This is a genomic window from Arthrobacter sp. Ld5, from assembly GCF_051172775.1.
GTDB lineage: Bacteria > Actinomycetota > Actinomycetes > Actinomycetales > Micrococcaceae > Arthrobacter_D.
In genome coordinates this window covers 133,525-150,290 of the sequence record NZ_JBPKBO010000022.1, presented here as the reverse complement: position 1 = coordinate 150,290, position 16,766 = coordinate 133,525, and the positions used below count along the sequence as shown (strand labels likewise).

General features: G+C 70.8%; 16 protein-coding genes. 5 read left to right on the top strand and 11 right to left on the bottom strand.

Annotated elements, in window-relative coordinates:
• Window positions 1-2 precede the first annotated feature (2 nt).
• From ACSGDB_RS11490 to ACSGDB_RS11475, 4 genes are all read right to left on the bottom strand, one after another.
• The gene (locus ACSGDB_RS11490) at window positions 3-968 is read right to left on the bottom strand and encodes a FecCD family ABC transporter permease (RefSeq protein WP_434995115.1); all 966 of its coding nucleotides are present in this window, start codon (window positions 966-968) and stop codon (window positions 3-5) included.
• 104 nt (window positions 969-1,072) lie between these two features.
• Window positions 1,073-2,122: a FecCD family ABC transporter permease gene (locus ACSGDB_RS11485; RefSeq protein ID WP_434994860.1), complete on the bottom strand. Its 1,050-nt coding sequence runs from the start codon at window positions 2,120-2,122 to the stop codon at window positions 1,073-1,075.
• 118 nt (window positions 2,123-2,240) lie between these two features.
• Complete coding sequence (locus tag ACSGDB_RS11480; RefSeq protein WP_434994859.1) at window positions 2,241-3,251, bottom strand: glutathione S-transferase family protein; 1,011 nt, start codon at window positions 3,249-3,251, stop codon at window positions 2,241-2,243.
• 77 nt (window positions 3,252-3,328) lie between these two features.
• The gene (locus ACSGDB_RS11475) at window positions 3,329-4,420 is read right to left on the bottom strand and encodes a YihY/virulence factor BrkB family protein (RefSeq protein ID WP_434994857.1); all 1,092 of its coding nucleotides are present in this window, start codon (window positions 4,418-4,420) and stop codon (window positions 3,329-3,331) included.
• 274 nt (window positions 4,421-4,694) lie between these two features.
• Between ACSGDB_RS11475 and ACSGDB_RS11470 the strand changes: the two genes are divergently transcribed.
• A complete protein-coding gene (locus ACSGDB_RS11470) occupies window positions 4,695-5,648 on the top strand; it encodes an NAD-dependent epimerase/dehydratase family protein (protein ID WP_434994855.1) in 954 nt (317 codons plus the stop codon).
• Between the two features lie 10 nt (window positions 5,649-5,658).
• Here the strand turns inward: ACSGDB_RS11470 and ACSGDB_RS11465 are convergent, their stop codons facing one another.
• Together ACSGDB_RS11465 and ACSGDB_RS11460 are read right to left on the bottom strand one after the other, a co-directional pair.
• Window positions 5,659-7,683, bottom strand: a complete 2,025-nt coding sequence (locus ACSGDB_RS11465; RefSeq protein ID WP_434994854.1) for an ATP-binding protein — start codon at window positions 7,681-7,683, stop codon at window positions 5,659-5,661.
• Window positions 7,684-7,925: 242 nt separating this feature from the next.
• Window positions 7,926-8,969: an NAD(P)-dependent alcohol dehydrogenase gene (locus ACSGDB_RS11460; RefSeq protein WP_434994853.1), complete on the bottom strand. Its 1,044-nt coding sequence runs from the start codon at window positions 8,967-8,969 to the stop codon at window positions 7,926-7,928.
• A 256-nt stretch (window positions 8,970-9,225) separates the two neighbouring features.
• Between ACSGDB_RS11460 and ACSGDB_RS11455 the strand changes: the two genes are divergently transcribed.
• Entirely contained in the window at window positions 9,226-10,596 is a 1,371-nt protein-coding gene (locus ACSGDB_RS11455; RefSeq protein ID WP_434994852.1) for a dihydrolipoyl dehydrogenase family protein, read from the top strand.
• 47 nt (window positions 10,597-10,643) lie between these two features.
• Here the strand turns inward: ACSGDB_RS11455 and ACSGDB_RS11450 are convergent, their stop codons facing one another.
• Entirely contained in the window at window positions 10,644-11,264 is a 621-nt protein-coding gene (locus ACSGDB_RS11450; protein WP_434994850.1) for a GNAT family N-acetyltransferase, read from the bottom strand.
• 174 nt (window positions 11,265-11,438) lie between these two features.
• Between ACSGDB_RS11450 and ACSGDB_RS11445 the strand changes: the two genes are divergently transcribed.
• Window positions 11,439-11,747: a hypothetical protein gene (locus ACSGDB_RS11445; RefSeq protein ID WP_434994849.1), complete on the top strand. Its 309-nt coding sequence runs from the start codon at window positions 11,439-11,441 to the stop codon at window positions 11,745-11,747.
• A gap of 97 nt (window positions 11,748-11,844) precedes the next feature.
• Window positions 11,845-12,114 (top strand): DUF6480 family protein, encoded by a 270-nt coding sequence (locus tag ACSGDB_RS11440; protein ID WP_434994847.1) that lies wholly within the window; start codon window positions 11,845-11,847, stop codon window positions 12,112-12,114.
• Window positions 12,115-12,176: 62 nt separating this feature from the next.
• On the opposite strand, the gene ACSGDB_RS11435 is transcribed toward ACSGDB_RS11440, so the two are convergent.
• The 3 genes from ACSGDB_RS11435 to ACSGDB_RS11425 all read right to left on the bottom strand — a co-directional run bounded on the left by ACSGDB_RS11435 (window position 12,177) and on the right by ACSGDB_RS11425 (window position 14,173).
• Window positions 12,177-12,500 carry a PRC-barrel domain-containing protein gene (locus ACSGDB_RS11435; RefSeq protein ID WP_434994846.1) on the bottom strand — a complete coding sequence of 108 codons (324 nt, stop codon included), beginning with the start codon at window positions 12,498-12,500 and terminating at the stop codon, window positions 12,177-12,179.
• Window positions 12,501-12,593: 93 nt separating this feature from the next.
• On the bottom strand, window positions 12,594-13,652 hold the full coding sequence (locus ACSGDB_RS11430) for an iron-siderophore ABC transporter substrate-binding protein (RefSeq protein ID WP_434994845.1): 1,059 nt from the start codon (window positions 13,650-13,652) through the stop codon (window positions 12,594-12,596).
• A 98-nt stretch (window positions 13,653-13,750) separates the two neighbouring features.
• Window positions 13,751-14,173, bottom strand: coding sequence for a ChaB family protein (locus ACSGDB_RS11425; protein WP_434994844.1), 423 nt, complete (start codon window positions 14,171-14,173; stop codon window positions 13,751-13,753).
• A gap of 204 nt (window positions 14,174-14,377) precedes the next feature.
• Here ACSGDB_RS11425 and ACSGDB_RS11420 point away from each other — a divergent pair, with 204 nt between their 5' ends.
• Window positions 14,378-15,571, top strand: a complete 1,194-nt coding sequence (locus ACSGDB_RS11420) for a M14 family zinc carboxypeptidase (RefSeq protein WP_434994843.1) — start codon at window positions 14,378-14,380, stop codon at window positions 15,569-15,571.
• A 165-nt stretch (window positions 15,572-15,736) separates the two neighbouring features.
• Here ACSGDB_RS11420 and ACSGDB_RS11415 read toward each other — a convergent pair whose 3' ends face one another.
• The gene (locus tag ACSGDB_RS11415; RefSeq protein ID WP_434994842.1) at window positions 15,737-16,684 is read right to left on the bottom strand and encodes an ATP-grasp domain-containing protein; all 948 of its coding nucleotides are present in this window, start codon (window positions 16,682-16,684) and stop codon (window positions 15,737-15,739) included.
• Between the last annotated feature and the right edge of the window lie 82 nt (window positions 16,685-16,766).

The following is a 16,766-nucleotide window of genomic DNA, read 5'->3' as shown; positions in this document are numbered from 1 at the left end:
CCTCAGCCTCCCTGGCCTGATCGGTTCGCGGTGGCCAGCAGCCACAGCAGGAACGGCGCTCCGAGCGCGCCGGTGACGACGCCGACGGGCAGCGCGGTGTCCGGGACGAGGTTGGCGGCCATGAAGTCGGCGCCGAGCACGATGGCCGCCCCCACGAGGGCCGCCATGGCCAGCGACGGCCGGTGGCCGAGCAGGCGGCGGGCGATCGGCCCGGACAGGAAGGCGACGGCGGCGACGGGCCCGGCTGCGGCGGTCGCGACGGCGGCGAGGGCCACGCCGGTGGACAGGAGGCCGAGGCGGGAGGCTTCGACGCGGAGGCCGAGGCCCGCGGCGGCGTCGTCGCCCAGTTCGAGGCCCTGCAGGCTGCGGGCGAGGAGCGCGGTGGCGGGCAGCAGGACGGCCAGGCAGGCGGCGAGCACCGCGGCGCGGTCCCAGGTGCTGGAGTTCAGCGAACCGTTGAGCCAGAGCACCGCGGCCGACGCCGTGCGGAGGTCGGTGCGGGTGATGAGGAAGCTCACGAGCGCGTGCAGGACCGCCGCGAAGCCGATGCCCACGAGGATCAGCCGGTAGCCCGCCACGCCGCCCCGGTGCGAGATCAGGTAGATGGCCGCCGCGACCGCCGTCCCGCCCACGAGGGCCGAGAAGGACACCGCGACGCCGGCGGCCCCGAAGAGGACGATCGCGGTGACGGCCGCCGCGCTGGCGCCGTAGCTGATGCCGATGATGTCGGGGCTCGCGAGCGGGTTCCGCAGCATCGTCTGGAACACGGCGCCCGCGATGCCGAACGCGATCCCGATGAGGAGCCCGATCACCGCGCGGGGCAGTTTGTTCTCGAGCACGATGAAGCCGGCGCCCGGGATGTCGGCGCCCGCGACGATGCGGAGGAAGTCGGGGATGGTGACGGTGTAGGAGCCGAGCAGGACGTTCACGGCGAACAGCACGGCGACGACGCCGGCCACCGCGGCCAGCCGCCTGCCCGTGCTCCGGCGGCGCCGGGCCCGGGCTGCGGCGATGCCCGCGGCCGGGCGGTGCGTCTGCGGCGTCCGGGCGGGTGCGGTGTCCGCGGGCGCGCTCACAGCTGTGCCATCCTGCGGCGGCGGACGAGCCAGATGAAGACGGGCGCGCCGAGGACGGCGGTCATGATCCCCACCTGCACCTCGCCCGGAGGGAGGATGACCCGGCCCGCGACGTCCGCGCCGAGGAGCAGCACGGGCCCGAGCAGTGCGGAGAAGGGCAGGATCCAGCGGTAGTCGGCGCCCACGACGAGCCGCACCAGGTGCGGGATGACGAGCCCGACGAAGGCGATCGGCCCCGCGGCGGCCACGGCCGCACCGCACAGCAGCACGATGCCGACGGCGGTGACGGCGCGGGCGAGGGGGACGTTCTGGCCGAGGCCGCGAGCCACGTCGTCGCCCAGTGCCAGCGAGTTGAGCATCCTGCCCGTGGCCAGGGTCAGCACGAGGCCCGCCGCGAGGAAGGGCACCACCGCACCGATGACCTCCCAGTCCCGGCCGGCGAGTGTGCCGACCTGCCAGAACCGGAAGGCGTCGAGGGTCTCCTGGCTGGAGACGAGGACGGCATTGGTGAGGCTCCCGAGGCCCGCGGCCAGGGCCGCGCCGGCCAGGGCCAGCTTGACCGGCGTCGCGCCGTCCCGTCCGAGGCTCGCCACGGCGTAGACCGCGACGGCCGCACCGCCGGCGCCCGCGAAGGCGAACCAGAGGTAGCTGGAGGCGCTGCTGAGCCCGAACAGGTAGATGCCCACGACCACGGCGAGGGACGCCCCCGCGTTGATGCCGAGGATGCCGGGGTCCGCCAGCGGATTGCGGGCGATCCCCTGCAGGGCGGCACCCGCGGTGGCGAGCGCCGCCCCGACGAGCAGCCCGACGACCGTGCGGGGGACGCGGGAGAGGACGACGGCGTGGTCGCCGTTCGACGGGTCGAAGGACAGTACGGCGTCGAGCACGGTGGGAATGCCGACGGAGCGGGCACCGACGGTCAGGGAGGCCAGGCACGCCACGGCGAGGATCAGGGCCGCGAGCAGCAGCTTCGCGGGTGCGCTCCCGTGGGTGGACCGGTGGAGCGGGGCAGGAACCCGGCGGCTCAGGGAGGCCTGGACTGCCATGTGCCTCCCTCAGCCGGACGATCGGTCGGAAGTAAGGCTAGCCTACGCTTCGCCCTATTACGAAACGGCTTTGTTTGCTAATAGGGCCGAGTGGGCGCGCAGGTCCGGTCCCGCTCCGTCACGCGGCGGCCGGCGGCGTCCCGTCGCCGAACGGACGTCCGCCGAGGGCCTCACGACCGTGGGCGGTGGTCCAGCCCGCGAGATCCGGCCCCTTCGGCACGATGCCGGTGGGATTGATGTCCTCGTGGACGATGTAGTAGTGCTGCTTGATCTGCTCGAAGTCGATCGTGTCCCCGAAGCCCTGCGTCTGGAACAGGTCACGCGCGTACGCCCAGAGCGCGGGCATCTCGGTCAGCTTGTTCCGGTTGCACTTGAAATGGCCGTGGTACACGGGGTCGAAGCGGACCAGCGTGGTGAAGAGGCGCACGTCCGCCTCGGTGATGGTGTCCCCCACGAGGAAGCGCCGGCCCGTCAGTCGCTCCTCCAGCCAGTCCAGGGCGGTGAACAGGCGGTCGTAGGCGGCGTCGTAGGCGTCCTGCGATCCCGCGAACCCGCAGCGGTAGACCCCGTTGTTGACCTCCGTGAAGACTCGCCGGTTCACCGTGTCGATCTCCTCGCGGAGGTGCTCCGGGTAGAGGTCGGGCGCTCCCTCGCGGTGGAACTCCGTCCACTCGGAGGAGAGGTCGAGGGTGATCTGCGGGAAGTTGTTCGTCACGACCGCGCCGGTGGTGGTGTCCACGATGGCCGGCACCGTGATGCCGCGGGAGTAGTCCGGGTCCCGCTTGAAGAAGGCCTCCTGGAGGCGCTCGATGCCGAGCACCGGGTCCCGCCCGTCGGGGTCCAGGTCGAACGTCCAGGAACGGCTGTCGTGCGTGGGCCCGGGGGTGCCCAGTGAGATGGCATCCTCCAGCCCGAGGAGCCGCCGGACGATGATGGCGCGGTTCGCCCAGGGGCAGGCGCGGGCCGCGACGAGGCGGTACCGGCCGGCCTCCACCGGAAATCCGTCGGCGCCGTCGCGCGTGATGCGCGTTTCGATGTACTGGGTGTCGCGCGTGAATTCCGCGCCGGAGGTCACGTACGCCCCCTTGGTGCTGTGCTCGGACGGCTCGGCCTGCTGGATGTCGGTCATGCTGCCAGTCTAGGACCGCGGAGATGCGGAAGGCCCGGCCGCACGTGCGGCTGGGCCTTCCGACGGGTGCGGTCGGGTTACCGCTGGGCGGACTCCCGCGAGTACTTCTCGCGAAGTTCCCGGCCCCGATTGACGAGCTTGAGGTGCTTCTCGCGCTTCTTCTCGGCGGCCTTCGAGTCGCGCGGGGGCAGCTGGATGGTGTCCTCCGCCTCGATGCCGCCCTGCAGCTGGCGGCCGCGCTCCATCTCGGCGTCGAACTCGACGCCGAACAGCAGCGAGATGTTGGCCAGCCAGAGCCAGAGGAGCAGCACGATGACGCCGGCGATGGCGCCATAGGTCGCGTTGTAGTTGCCGAAGTTGGCGACGTACAGGGAGAAGCCGGCCGTGGTGATCGCGAGGACGAGCAGGGCGATGAAGCCGCCGAGGCTCATCCAGCGGAATTTGGGCTGCTTGATGTTCGGGGCACCGTAGTACAGGACGGCGATCATCAGGACGGCGAAGAGGACCATGACGGGCCACTTCGCGATGTTCCAGATGAGCACCGCGGTGCTGCCCAGGCCGATGGCGTTGCCGACGGCCTCGGCCACGGGGCCGGACAGCACGAGCATCAGGCCCATGGCGACGATCAGGAGGAGGACGATGATGGTGATGAGCAGCATCTGGGGGCGGAGCTTGAGGAAGCCCCGGCCCTCCTCGACCTCGTAGACGCGGTTCATGGCGCGGGAGAACGCGTTCACGTAGCCGGAGGCCGACCAGATGGCGCCCAGGAGACCGATGACGAACGTCAGGCCCGCGGCCTGGTTGGACGCCAGGTTCTCGATGGTGGGCTTGATGGTGTCGAGCGCCTCATCAGGCGCGAACTGCCCGATGATCCCCATGACCTGGTCGGTGGTGGCCTGCGCCTGCCCGAAGAGACCGAGGAGGGACATCAGGGCGAGGATGCCGGGGAAGATCGCGAGGACCGCGTAGTACGTCAGCGCGGCGGCGAGGTCGGTGCACTGGTCCTTGCCGAACTCGTTGACGGAGCGCTTGAACACGTACTTCCAGGCCGGCTTCTTGACGTCCTTGGGATCGTCCGGCTTGCGGGGATCGTTCGGGTCGGGCGCGTTCTGGGCCTTCTGCCCCGCTGCGCTCCGGGGCTCCGCCCCCACCCTGCTGTTGCTGCTCACGGATACCTCCCGGTCTGGCCCCGCAGACGGTGTGGGGCGCTCTTTCGGCTATGCGTCTTCGTCCACTGCACCATAAGCTTACTTAGTAGTCCAGTCCGAGTCGGCGCCCGACCGTGCCGCACGCCCACCAGGCCAGGAGCATCCATGCGCATCGCAGTCATCGGAGCCACCGGGAACGTCGGCACCGCAGTCCTTTCCCGGCTCCACCGCGCCGTCGAGGACCACGAGCCGGTCCCGCGCCCGGGCTCTCGACGCCGTCGAGAGCCCGGGCGGCTTGTCGATCACCGCGGTGGCCCGCACCGTCCCGGACACCAGCAGGGCCCCCTATGCGGGTGTCGACTGGCACGCCCTCGACATCGGGACCGATGAGGGTCGGGATGGCCTGACGGCGGCGCTCGCCGGCGTGGACGCCGTCGTGCACCTGGCCTGGGCCATCCAGCCCAACCGGGACGAGGACGCCATGCACCGGACCAACGTGACCGGCACCGCGAACGTGCTGCGGGCCGCCGCCGCGGCGGGTGTCCGCCACGTGGTCTGCGCGTCCTCCGTCGGGGCCTACTCCCCCTCGGCCAAGGCCCCCCGCAGGGACGAGTCGTGGCCCACCGGAGGCATCCGGTCCTCCCACTACAGCCGGCACAAGGCCGAGCAGGAGGGGCTGCTGGACAAGTTCGAGCGCGACCACCCGGAGATCGCGGTGGCGCGGCTGCGGCCCGGGCTGATCTTCCAGAGCCGGGCCGGGAGCGAGATCGGCCGGTACTTCCTGGGGCCGCTCGTGCCGAAGATCGTGCTCGGCGGCCTTCCGCTGCCGCTGCTGCCCGTCCCCGGATCCTTCGTCTTCCAGGCCGTGCACGCCGAGGACGTGGCCGATGCGTACTGGCGCGTGGTGGCACGACGCGCGTCCGGCGCCTTCAATATCGCGGCCGAGCCGGTTGTCACTCCCGAGCGGATCGCCGACCTGCTGGGCGCGCGGCGCGTCGTAGGCCTCCCCGTGCGCTTGCTCCGCGCACTGGTCGGCGCGAGCTGGGCCCTCGGCGTCCAGCGGACCGACCCGGGCTGGATCGACATGGCTGCGGGAAGCCCCGTCATGGACACCACGCGGGCGCGCACCGAGCTCGGGTGGGACCCTCGCCACTCCTCGAGGGACGCCCTGGTCGAGGTCCTGGCCGGCCTCCGCCGCGGCGCCGGGCACGACGGCTCCCCGAAGCTGTACTCCCGCTCGACGCGCTGAGCGGGACCGCTCAGGGGGTGGCCACCCGCGGGGCCTCGGCGGACGCGAGCAGCGGGACGCCCTCGGGCAGCTGGTCCGCGCCCCCGGGAAGGCTCACCGTGAACTCGGCACCGCCCCCCTCGACGTTGCGCACCCTGATCCACCCGCCGTGGCTCTCGGCGATGCGCCGGCAGATGGCCAGTCCCAGGCCCGTGCCCGTCGCCTGGCCCAGTCCGTTCTCCGACCGGTGGAACTCCTCGAAGACGCGCTCGAGGTCGGCGCCCGGGATGCCGATGCCGTTGTCGCGCACATGGACCACCGTCCTGCCGCTCGAGGCGTCCACGGAGGTGTAGACCGCGACCTCGGCCGAGCCGTCGGCGCGCCCGTACTTCATGGCATTGCCCACGAGGTTCTCCATGAGCTGCAGGAAGAGCCGCTCGTCGGCGTACACGGGATGCGGCGCCCGGACGTCGAAGCGCACCTCGGGCAGGTGCGTGCCGGGCAGCGCGGTCCGCAGGTCGATGATCCCCTCCACGACGCGGCCGACGTCGATCCTCGACGCCGTGAGCCGCTCCTCCTTCGCCAGGCTGTAGGCGAGGAGGTTGCGGATGAGGTTCCGCATGCGCAGGCTGGCCTGCTGCAGCCGTCCGATGCTCGCCTGCCGTTCCGAGGCCGGCAGGTGCGGGTCCTCGAGCATCTCGAGCCAGCCGTCGAAGACGGTCAGGGGTGTCAGGAGGTCGTGGGCGACGACGGACGCGAAGCGGCCGAGGTCCCGCTGGTGTGCCCGCTCGTCGGTGACGTTCCGCAGCACGACGAGCGCCCCGCGCTCACCGGGCAGCGGCATCGCGTCGACGGAGAGATGCACGACCTCACCGGATCGGTGGAGGAGGTCCAGGTCCATCCGCTCCGTCACCCGGCCCTCCAGGGCCAGGGTCAGCGGATTGTCGGCCTCGTCCAACCGGGTGCCGTCGGGCCGGGTGATCTCGTAGTCGCGCCGCCACACCTCACCGGGACGGGCCGTGCCCGGCCCGAGCCACCGCTCGCTCGCGGCGTTCTGGAAGATGAGGTGACGGTCCGGTCCCGCGACGAGCACGCCGTCGTTCATGCGGCCGATGACGAGGTCGCGCAGGTCCGCGGCGGCCTTCGCCTCCTCGTTGGCGCGGTACAGGCGCTCGATCAGGCGGCGCCGCTCGTCCATGCTGAGTGCAAGGACGGCGGAGAGCGAGAAGCTGATGAACATGAAGGACTGCGCCACGTAGACGCCCACGCCCGGCGCCAGGTCCTGGAACGGTCCGAGGCCGGCCAGCGTGCAGAGGACGAGCACACCGCCGCTCACCAGGGCGTGCAGCATGGCCCACCCGGGCCGCAGCCGGAGCCCGGCCCACATGTGCGCCGGGATCGTGGCGTAGGCGATGGGCAGGGCGGACCCTGCTCCGAACGTGGCCCCGTAGAGCATCACGGACACCACGACGAGGAGTGCGTATTCCGCGCGCCGCGCGTCGCTGACCGGTGGCGGGTAGTCCCCGCGGGCACGGGCCGTGATGCTCGCCGCGGCGACGATGCCGAGGGCTCCGATCGCCGTGAGGGACACCGCATGGCGGACCAGCCACGGGATGAAGGACGCGAACGGATCGGGGCCGCCCTCGAGCGCGACACCGAGGACGATGAAGAGGGCGCCGACGGAACACGCCCCGAGCGCCACGAGGCCGAGACGGAGGTAGTCCCCCACGGTCCGCACGGACAAGGACGGCACCAGGCGCCGGAAGAAGTAGACGGCCACGGCGGTCTGGGCCGCGGTGCCGACCGCGACGGCCAGGGCCAGGTGAGGGCTGAGGCCGGTGGCCAGGTTCACCGCGGACAGGAGCGGCACGGCGGCGACGAGGGCGGTGGTGAGATCGCGCCGGCTGCGGGAGGCCCACAACGCCCAGAGGAAGGTGATTCCTGCCGCGGGCCAGACCAGTGCGAGGCTGGAGGATTCGAAGGTCGTGAACCGTCCGACGGCGGCGGCGCCCGCGAGGAGCACGGCGAACGCGGCGTGCACGCTCAGAGGAGCCATCCGTGTCAGCCCCCCAGCGACCGTCCGCATTCGCCCCTCGTCCATCCCGTCTCGTGCCAGGACCCCGAGTCCCGCTGTGGGACCGGATCCTGCGGAGGCGGCCCGACGAAGAGCCACCGACACACAGTTTACTTGCTACTGCAGCCATTCTGCCTGCATCCGCGGTGTTGGACGATTCCGCGGGAGCAGGGCGCGGCGGCCGGCCCGTCCGGGGTGCCGGGGCGACCGCCGCGCAGTGCGGCCTATCCCAAGGTTGCCGTGTCGATCACGAAGCGGTAGCGCACGTCCGAGGACAGGACGCGCTCATAGGCCTCGTTGATGGCGTCGGCGGAGATCAGTTCGATCTCCGGAGCGATGCCGTGCTCGGCGCAGAAGTCGAGCATCTCCTGGGTCTCACGGATGCCGCCGATGCCCGATCCCGCGAAAGAACGCCGCTGGTTGAAGAGCGTGAAGACGTGCAGGGGAAGGGCATCGGCGGGAGCTCCCACGTTGACCATGGTGCCGTTGAGTCCGAGCAGCCCGAGGTGGGCATCCAGGTCGATCTTGGCGCTCACCGTGTTGATGATGAGGTCGAAGGTGTTCGCGAGCTGCTTGAACGTGTCGGGGTCGCTCGTGGCGTAGTAGTGCTCGGCGCCGAACCGCTTGCCGTCCTCCTGCTTGCTGAGGCTCTGCGAGAGGACCGTGACCTCGGCGCCCATCGCGGAGGCGATCTTGACGGCCATGTGCCCGAGCCCACCCATCCCGACGACCGCGACCTTCTTGCCCGGGCCCGCGTTCCAGTGGGACAGCGGCGAGTAGGTCGTGATGCCCGCGCAGAGCAGGGGTGCTGCGGCTTCGTAGGGGATGCTCTCGGGCACGGTGAGGACGAAGTCCTCGTCGACCACGATGTGCGTCGAGTAGCCGCCCTGCGTGATCGTACCGTCGCGGTCCACCGCCCCGTAGGTTCCGACGTTGCCGTTGAGGCAGTACTGCTCCTCGCCCTGGAGGCAGTTCGCGCACTCCCGGCAGGAGTTCACCATGCAGCCGACGCCCACGCGGTCACCGACCTTGTGGCGGGTCGCCCCGCTGCCGACTTCCTCGACGACGCCGACGATCTCGTGGCCGACCGTCAGCGGGTACTGCTGGGGGCCCCATTCGCCCCGGACGGTGTGGATGTCGGAGTGGCAGATCCCGGCGTAGGCGATCCTGATCAGGACGTCCGTCGCGCCGACGTCGCGGCGCTCGATGGTCGTGGGGACGAGCGGGTCCGTGGCGGACGGTGCTGCATAGGCCTTGACGGTCTTCATGGGTTCCTCCTGGAGGATCGGGACACGGGGCGCAGGGTTGCGGGCCGTGAGTCGGGTGGCGGTCGTGGGTGCGGCAGGTGCCCTGCCTGCTACCTGGTCACGCGGGAGCGTTCGGAGACGAGGACGTCCTGGACGTGTCGGGGCCGCTCACTGCTTCCACGGTACGTCCGATCACCGGCCGGTGATGCATTGTGGCCCGGGCGGCATCCGATGGAGGATGGGACGAGCCACCCCGGGCGATCTGAAGGAGCATCCCATGGACTACACGTTCGACGTCCTCGTCATCGGCGGGGGGCCCGCCGGCATGGCGGCCGCCACCCGCGCGGCCGAGCTCGGGGCGCGCACAGCCGTCGTCGAACGCTCCGCCCTCGGGGGGACGTGCGTGAACTCGGGGTGCGTCCCCACGCGCGTGCTCGCCAAGACCGCGCGGTTGTTCCGCGAGGTCCGCACGGCGTACGACTACGGGATCGTCGTCGCGGAACCGTCCGTCGACTGGGACAAGACGGTGCGGCGGGTGCGTGCCACGGTGGCCCGGGTGCTCGACGCCAAGGGCTACGGGTCCACGATGGAACGTCTCGCCATCGACCACATCGAGGGCGACGCCGAACTCACCGGCGAGCACAGCGTCGTCGTGGACGGCCGGGAGGTCACGGCCGGCGCGATCATCCTGTGCATCGGGGGCAGCGGCCGCCGCCTGCCCATCGAGGGCGCCGAGCACGCCTTCCTGCCGCACGAGGTGCTGGACATCCCGGACCTGCCCGGCTCCGTCGCCATCATCGGTGGCGGACACACCGGGGCCCAGATGGCCACGATCTTCGACGCCATGGGCTCGCAGGTCCTCCTCCTCGATGTCGCACCGCGCATCCTCATGACGGAGGACGAGGACGTCGCGGACGCCGTCACCGCGAGCTTCCGGGGCAGGGGCATCCGGGTGGAGACCGGCATCAGCGGTGTCGACGGCATCCGGCGGGACGACGGCGGCCTGAACCTCACCTGGCAGCGCGACGACGAGCCGGAGTCCGTCATGGTGGACGCCGTCGTCATGGCGACCGGGTGGCCGGCGAACCTCGACGGCCTGGGCCTCGACGCCGCGGGCGTCCGGACGGCGCGCTCCTTCATCCCGGTGGACGACTACCTGCGGTCCAACGTCCCCCACATCTTCGTGGCGGGCGACGCGAACGGCAGCAGCATGCTGGTGCAGGCGGCCGTGTTCGAGGGTGAGACGGCGGCCGAGAACGCCGTGATGGGCGCCATGCGGACCACCCCGCACCACCTCCTGCCCGAGGGCGGGTTCACCGACCCCGACTACGCGGGCGTCGGCCTGACGGAGGCCCAGGCGAGGGGCCGCGACGTGGAATGCCACGCCGTCACCGTGCCCTACGCCGCCGTCGAACGGCCCATCATCGACGACCGCGAACAGGGCTTCCTGAAACTCGTGATCGACCGCCGCCGGGAGCTGATCCTCGGCGCGCACGCGGTCGGCGAGAACGCCGTCGAGGTCGTCACCGCGGTCGCCGCCGCCATGGCGGCGGGCACCGACCTGGCGACGCTCGCCCGCGTGAAGTTCGCGTACCCCACGTACAGCGCCATCATCGGTCGCGCGGCGCGGGCCGGCCTGCACAGCTGACTGCCCGGGCCTGACTGCGGTGCCCTGCCGCGGGCGCCGACCTCCCGTCAGGACGTGTGGGCCAGCGCGCGGTACTGCGGATTCCGCTCCAGGAAGAGCCTGGCCGCGGTGCACCCGGCGACGAGCTCCAGCCGGCGCTTGTGGGCGCTCAGGACCGCGCGACCCATCAGCACCCGGCCCAGGCCGCGCCGTTCGAAGCCCGGCATCTCGACCAGCGCCCGCAGGGTCAGCCGCCCTCCCACCATCGAGTACTCGAGGTAGGCGCCCAGGCTCCCGTCCACGAACAGTTCGAAGCGTGAGCCGGGTGGCGAGTCCTTGAAGACCTCCCGGGACAGGGGTGCGTCCGCGCGGGCGCCCTCCCGGCGGGCCCGGCGCCCGATCTCGCCGACCGCCGCCGTGTACCGTTCCGTGGCCTGTTCGGGCGGGTAGGCGTCGTCGAGCAGGCGGAACATCCTGTCCGCCAGGCTGCGGAGGTCGGCCAGGGATGCGGTGCCGACGTCGCACGCCGCGGCGTCCGCAAGCCACTGCGCGTCGCGCTCCCGCCTGGTGGGAGGCACGACGGCGTCGACGTCCGGATCGTTCGGGCCGGCCGGCCCGGGAGTCACGTCGCGCAGGGCCGGATCACCGCCTGCGCCGGTGGCATCAGGAAAGGTCGAGGGTTCTGTCATGGAGGATCCGATGGTGGTCGGGAACCGGGGCCTGCTGCTGGACCGCGGTACAGGGAACGGTAACCGATGCCACCCCCAAGAACGCCTGGGCCCCGGGAACGCACTGCTACTGTTGCAGCCATCCATATTGCAAGGGCACTTGGTGTGTCAGGATCGGCAGGGATGGCGAGGACCATGACGGACAAGAAATTCACCGTGACCGAGGAGTCGACGAGCAAGCATCCGCACGACTGGGGACGCGCCATGGCGGTCGCCATCAGCCGCCTGACCGATCTGGCCCGCGAGGCCGGGGACCCGGTGCACGACGAGGCACTCATCGGCGAGGAACTCCAGCTCTTCGTGGAGGACACCGAGCACGGCGTGAACATCACCATGGCCTGGACTCCCGGGGAGCAGGGCCCTCGCCGCGAGGCCCCGACGCAGCCCCCGGCGGGCCAGGGCATCGATCCCACCGGCGGCAGCACGGCCGGGCTCGGCCAGTGAAAGCAAGGACGGCCGGGAAGGCCACGGAAGTAAGCAGACTGATGATCCTGTGCGTAGGGTAGGAGGGAACCAGCCTGCCAACCATGCGGAGGACGACATGAGCGAACGAAAGAACCCGGATCCCTCGAATGCGGGAAATCCCGATCCGGACGACATGAAGCTCACGGGACTCGAACCCGGCGGCGGCGTCCCCCCGGGCGAGACCCCTCCCGGCGAGGCCAGCACCACCTGGCAGCAGCCGACCGTCGAGAACAAGACCCAGTCCAAGACCGTCACCGGCCTCTGGATCGGCGTTCTCGCCGTCGTCGTCCTCCTGGTGCTGCTGTTCATCGTCGGGAACATCATCGGGCTGTTCGACCTGACCTGAGCGGCCCTGCACAGCGAAGCCCCCGTCCGATGGACGGGGGCTTCGTCGTGCAGGGAGGCCGGTCAGGCCTCGGCGCCGTCGCGCAGGCCGTAGTGGTCGATCAGGGCCCTCTCCTCCTCCGGGGAGAGCTCGATGCTGCTGTTCGCGCTCGGGGCGTCGGAGATCTCCTTCTTCGTCCAGGCGAGGTGGAGGTCGTCGCCCTCGAAGCGCGAGTTGGCCAGGGGGACGTAGTGCTTGCGCGAGTTGAGCAGGCCGAGGGACACCGTCACCCAGGCGGGGATGCCGGATTCCTTCTCGAGGTGCACGTCGTTGACGTCGCCGAGCTTCTTGCCCTTGCTGTCCCACGCCGTCGCGGCCTGGAGTTTGTTGATTTCGGCCTGAGCCATCGGGGATTCCCTTCAGTGGACGAGATGCGGTTCGTCCTCCATTCCAGCCGAGATACCGCCCGAGGGCAATCGGCGCGGGGACCGCGGTTTCGTTCAGGCCCGGTCCGCGGCCTCGCCCAGCAGGGGCAGGAAGCGGTCGAGCGCCCAGGGCAGGCTCAACGGGCTGGCTGCGGAGACGGACAGCGTCAGCGTGTTGTCGCTGTCCGCCACGAGCGCCCCGCTCCCGACCGCCGGGATCTGCTTCAGCAGCGGATCGGTGGAGATGGCCTTCTCGGTGGCCTCGTCCGCGACCCAGGTCACGAAGAGGTCGGAGTCCAGCTCGTTCGCGCGCTCGGCCGACCACGGGATGAAGAACTCCGCGGAGTCCTTCGTGTTCTCGGTGACGACGTCGGCCTGGACCATGCCGAGCTCGGTCAGGAAACGCGGGCGGTTGTCGTTGGCGGTGTAGACGCTGACGCTGTCGGCACTACCGGGATCGAGGGTGCCGTAGATGAAGCTCTTCCCCTCCAGCTGCGGATACTCCGCGGCCGCGGCCGTGATCGCCTGCTCCGTGTCCGCCACGAGTCGCTCGGCGTCGTCGGACCGGCCCAGCGCCTCGCCGATGATGCGCGTGGAGTCCTGCCAGGCGGTGCCGTAGGCGACCTCCGGGTAGGCGACGACGGGGGCGATCTTGCTCAGGGTGTCGTAGTCCTCCCGGGAGAGCCCGGAATACGCGGCGAGGATGACATCGGGGTTGGTGGCGGCGATGTCGTCGAAGGCGATGCCGTCGGTCTCGGAGTACTGGACCGGCGCGTCCTCGGTGCCGATGGCGGCGTCGAGCTCCTCGAGCCTTGCGTCCTTCCACGGGGTGGACTGGTTCTCGTTGCCGCCGTAGGTGTCGGCCGGCATCCCCACGGGCACGACGCCGAGCGCCAGCGACACGTCCGCGTTCACCCAGGAGACGGTCGCCACGCGCTCTGGCTGCTCGGTGAGGGTGGTCTCGCCGAAGGCGTGCTCGATCGTCACCGGGAACGCCCCGGCGTCGGCGGACGCCGTCGCACCGCCGTCGGCCGCACCGGATCCGGCGTCGGCCGGACCGGTGGTGCAGGCGGAGAGGGAGAGGACGGCGATCGCGGCAGCGGCGACGAGGCCGCGCAGGCGGGTGGGGGTCATGGGGTTCCTTGACTTCTGTGGCCGTGGGGCCGGGACGGGACAGAAGTAAGGCTAGCCTAAGCTCGATCGAATTACGAAATGATTGTGTTGCGTAATGCTCAGCCCTCGCGGGCCTTCCGGGTCTCGCGGTCGTTCGCCTTCTGGAGCGCGTCGACGAGCTCGGCCTTCGACATGGTGGACCGGCCCGGCACGTCGAGCTTCCTGGCAAGGTCGTAGAGGTGCTTCTTCGACGCGTTCGCGTCCACGCCGCCGGCCGTCCGCCCGGCGTCGGTGCGGTCCCCGGCGGCGCGCTCGTCCGACGGGCCCCTCTCCTCCTTGGGCTCCCAGTGGTCGCCCACCTTCTCGAAGCCGTGCTTCAGGGAGGCGTAGGCCGTGCGGCGGGCCCGCTCGCCGTCGCCGTACTGCTCCTCCGCGGCATCGAGGGTCGCGGCGAACGTGTCCTGCGCCTTCTCGCCGGAGCGCTGGAGCGTGCTCGGGAGCGTCTCGGACCTGACCTTGCCGTCCTTCGTGAAGCGGGCCATTCCTGCGTCCTTCCGGTAGGGCGCCCGTCCGGCGCGTACGAGCACGCTACCGCAGCGGCGGCCTCCACCGAACCGTTGCCCTGTGCAACCGGGGCCGTGGGCGGTAGCGTGAGCAGGACCAGTCATTGGGTACCGTCAACCGCTCGGGGATGCGGTGGCCGGCCCGGGGCCGGACCATCACCTACGCGCCAATGGAGGACATTCGTGATCTGGAGCAACACCACCGCGTCCACAACGCCCAGGAGGGCGCCGAACCGGACCCTCGCACTCGGCCTGGCGGCGCTCGTCGCCCTGCCGCTGCTCACCGCGGGCCCGGCACAGGCGAAGGGGAACTTCCCCTCACCGGAAGGCGCCACCAGCACCGCCAGCATCCTGACCTACGCCGACACCGTCAAGGAACTGGAGAAGATCGAGACGACCTCCCGCTACGGCGTCGACGTGTTCACCCTCGCCGAGGCCGGGACGGAGATCGCCACCAGCGAGCAGGGGCGGAACCTGTACGTGGCGACGGTCGGCTCGGGCCCTGAGGACGTCTGGGTGCAGGGCCGCATCCACGGCAACGAACCCTACGGGGCCGAGGCCATCCTCAGCCTCCTGAAGGACCTCGGCACCAACGGCTCTCCCGAGTACCAGGAGATCCGGGAGGCGTTCACCATCCACTTCATCCCGATGTACAACCCCGACGGCAGCGAACTCAACATCCGGCAGACGGTCCTGTGGGACGACGCCCTGGACGGGCCCCGCAAGGACGCGGCCGGGCGCGACGTGATCGTCGACCTCAACCGGGACTGGGTCGCCGGCAAGTTCCAGGCCCGCGAGTCACTGGCCTTCTACGAGTACTGGACCATGGTGGACCCGGACTACGGCATCGACATCCACCACCAGGGCCTGAAGCAGCAGTACGGCACGGGCGACGACGTCACCCTCTCACTGGGCATCTCGCTCGCGCCCGGCGGTCCGACGCTCCCGACGCTCGAGGGCGGCGCCTACGACGTGCTCACGCGGCAGATGCACGGGTACGTGTACGAGGAACTGAAGGGCACGGGCTTCATCACCATGGACCGCTACCAGGTGGGCGGAAGCCTCGAGATCGACATCAAGGGCGGAGTGGTCTCGGCCATGATGCTGGGCCTGGACCACCGGGGCCTGAACCCGGAGGGGCACTCGAACCCGGTGGTGTTCTTCGAGACCTCCGGCAACACGAGCGACGGGTCGCTCGGCCAGAAGGCGCGCGGCAAGAGCATCCAGCAGAACATCCTGGCCATGCGGACCCTGCTCACCGGCCTCGCGAACGGGGAGGTCCAGCAGACCGACCCGGAGGTGTGGGAGGACATCCCCCACGCTCCGGTCACCGGCTACAGCACCGACTACGCGGGAACCATCCCGGTCACGCCGTAGGACCGGCGACGACGACGGCGCCCCTCCCCGGGAGGGGCGCCGTCGTCGTGCTGTCCGCACCGCCACCGCCGGGCTTCCGGCCGCCGGCCTGCCGAACGGACAGAAACGACCGCCGATCGCCGTCGTGGGCGGTCATTCGTGTCCTCTCGGCAGGGATCGACGGCGTCAGCCGAGCGTGGCGAGGTACCGGACCAGCTCCCGCGGTGCGGACGTCGGCGCCGCGGCCTCGACCGCGGCGTTGTAGTTCGTGTTGGTGTTGACGTCGTAGGTGAGGATGCGCCCGTCCGCGGTCTCGATGAACTCGATCCCGCAGACCTCCAGGTTGTTGCGTCGGGCGAAGTCCTCGAACCGGGCGATCACCGGGTGGTCGAAGTCCTCGCGGAGACTGAAGAGCTGCTGGCCGGGTTCGGGGGCGATGGTGGCTCCCGGGGGCATGATCGGCCTGCCGGTCTCCGGGTCGATCGCGCACGCGTCCGCGGGGCAGAGCTGGAAACCGCCGCGGGCGGTGTCGGCCTTGATCGCATACACGAACCGTCCGCCCACGAGCTCCGCCCGGGTGATGAACGGCTCGGCGGCCTGGATGTACTCCTGCACCAGCGTGATGCCGTCCTGGGGCTCCTCGAACCCGTCCGAGCCGACGTACTCCGCGAGCTCCTCGTGGGAATCGAACTTCCGTACCCCGAGTCCCTTGCCACCCTGGTTGTGCTTGACGATGAACGGCGCCTCGAAGCCCCGCGCCGCTTCGACGATGCGCTCACGCCCGACGGCGGCGACCGTCCGCGGGGTGGCGATGCCGGCAGCCTTCAGGGCGGTCAGCTGGTCCACCTTGCTCATCTCGAGTTCCAGGACGCGGCGGCCGTTGACCGTCCGCCGCCCGTGGGCTTCGAGCCAGGAGAGGACGGAGCGCGCGTAGTCCTTCGACAGGCCGTGGTCGCGTGTGTGGGCGGAGGCGCTGATGCGCGACCAGAAGATGCCCTCCGGCGGCGCGGCATCGAGGTCCAGCACGCCGTCCGTGAGCAACCACTCGACCACCTCGACGCCTTCCGCCTCGAAGGCGCGCGCGAAGGGAGGGAACCATTCGGGGTTCTCGTGCAGGGCGTAGACCGTGGTCATGGGGTCCTTCCGTCGAAGCGCGTGGGTCTGGTGACACAACCCGTGTACCCGGGCACCTATTCCGGAGCGGCCGGTGCGACGA

What these genes read in the sequence shown, in the direction of transcription:
- ACSGDB_RS11485 (WP_434994860.1), bottom strand. Translation starts at nt 2,122, where the DNA reads ATGGCAGTCCAGGCCTCCCTGAGCCGCCGGGTTCCTGCCCCGCTCCAC.
- ACSGDB_RS11480 (WP_434994859.1), bottom strand. Translation starts at nt 3,251, where the DNA reads ATGACCGACATCCAGCAGGCCGAGCCGTCCGAGCACAGCACCAAGGGG.
- ACSGDB_RS11465 (WP_434994854.1), bottom strand. Translation starts at nt 7,683, where the DNA reads ATGGCTCCTCTGAGCGTGCACGCCGCGTTCGCCGTGCTCCTCGCGGGC.
- ACSGDB_RS11460 (WP_434994853.1), bottom strand. Translation starts at nt 8,969, where the DNA reads ATGAAGACCGTCAAGGCCTATGCAGCACCGTCCGCCACGGACCCGCTC.
- ACSGDB_RS11455 (WP_434994852.1), top strand. Translation starts at nt 9,226, where the DNA reads ATGGACTACACGTTCGACGTCCTCGTCATCGGCGGGGGGCCCGCCGGC.
- ACSGDB_RS11450 (WP_434994850.1), bottom strand. Translation starts at nt 11,264, where the DNA reads ATGACAGAACCCTCGACCTTTCCTGATGCCACCGGCGCAGGCGGTGAT.
- ACSGDB_RS11445 (WP_434994849.1), top strand. Translation starts at nt 11,439, where the DNA reads ATGACGGACAAGAAATTCACCGTGACCGAGGAGTCGACGAGCAAGCAT.
- ACSGDB_RS11440 (WP_434994847.1), top strand. Translation starts at nt 11,845, where the DNA reads ATGAGCGAACGAAAGAACCCGGATCCCTCGAATGCGGGAAATCCCGAT.
- ACSGDB_RS11435 (WP_434994846.1), bottom strand. Translation starts at nt 12,500, where the DNA reads ATGGCTCAGGCCGAAATCAACAAACTCCAGGCCGCGACGGCGTGGGAC.
- ACSGDB_RS11430 (WP_434994845.1), bottom strand. Translation starts at nt 13,652, where the DNA reads ATGACCCCCACCCGCCTGCGCGGCCTCGTCGCCGCTGCCGCGATCGCC.
- ACSGDB_RS11425 (WP_434994844.1), bottom strand. Translation starts at nt 14,173, where the DNA reads ATGGCCCGCTTCACGAAGGACGGCAAGGTCAGGTCCGAGACGCTCCCG.
- ACSGDB_RS11415 (WP_434994842.1), bottom strand. Translation starts at nt 16,684, where the DNA reads ATGACCACGGTCTACGCCCTGCACGAGAACCCCGAATGGTTCCCTCCC.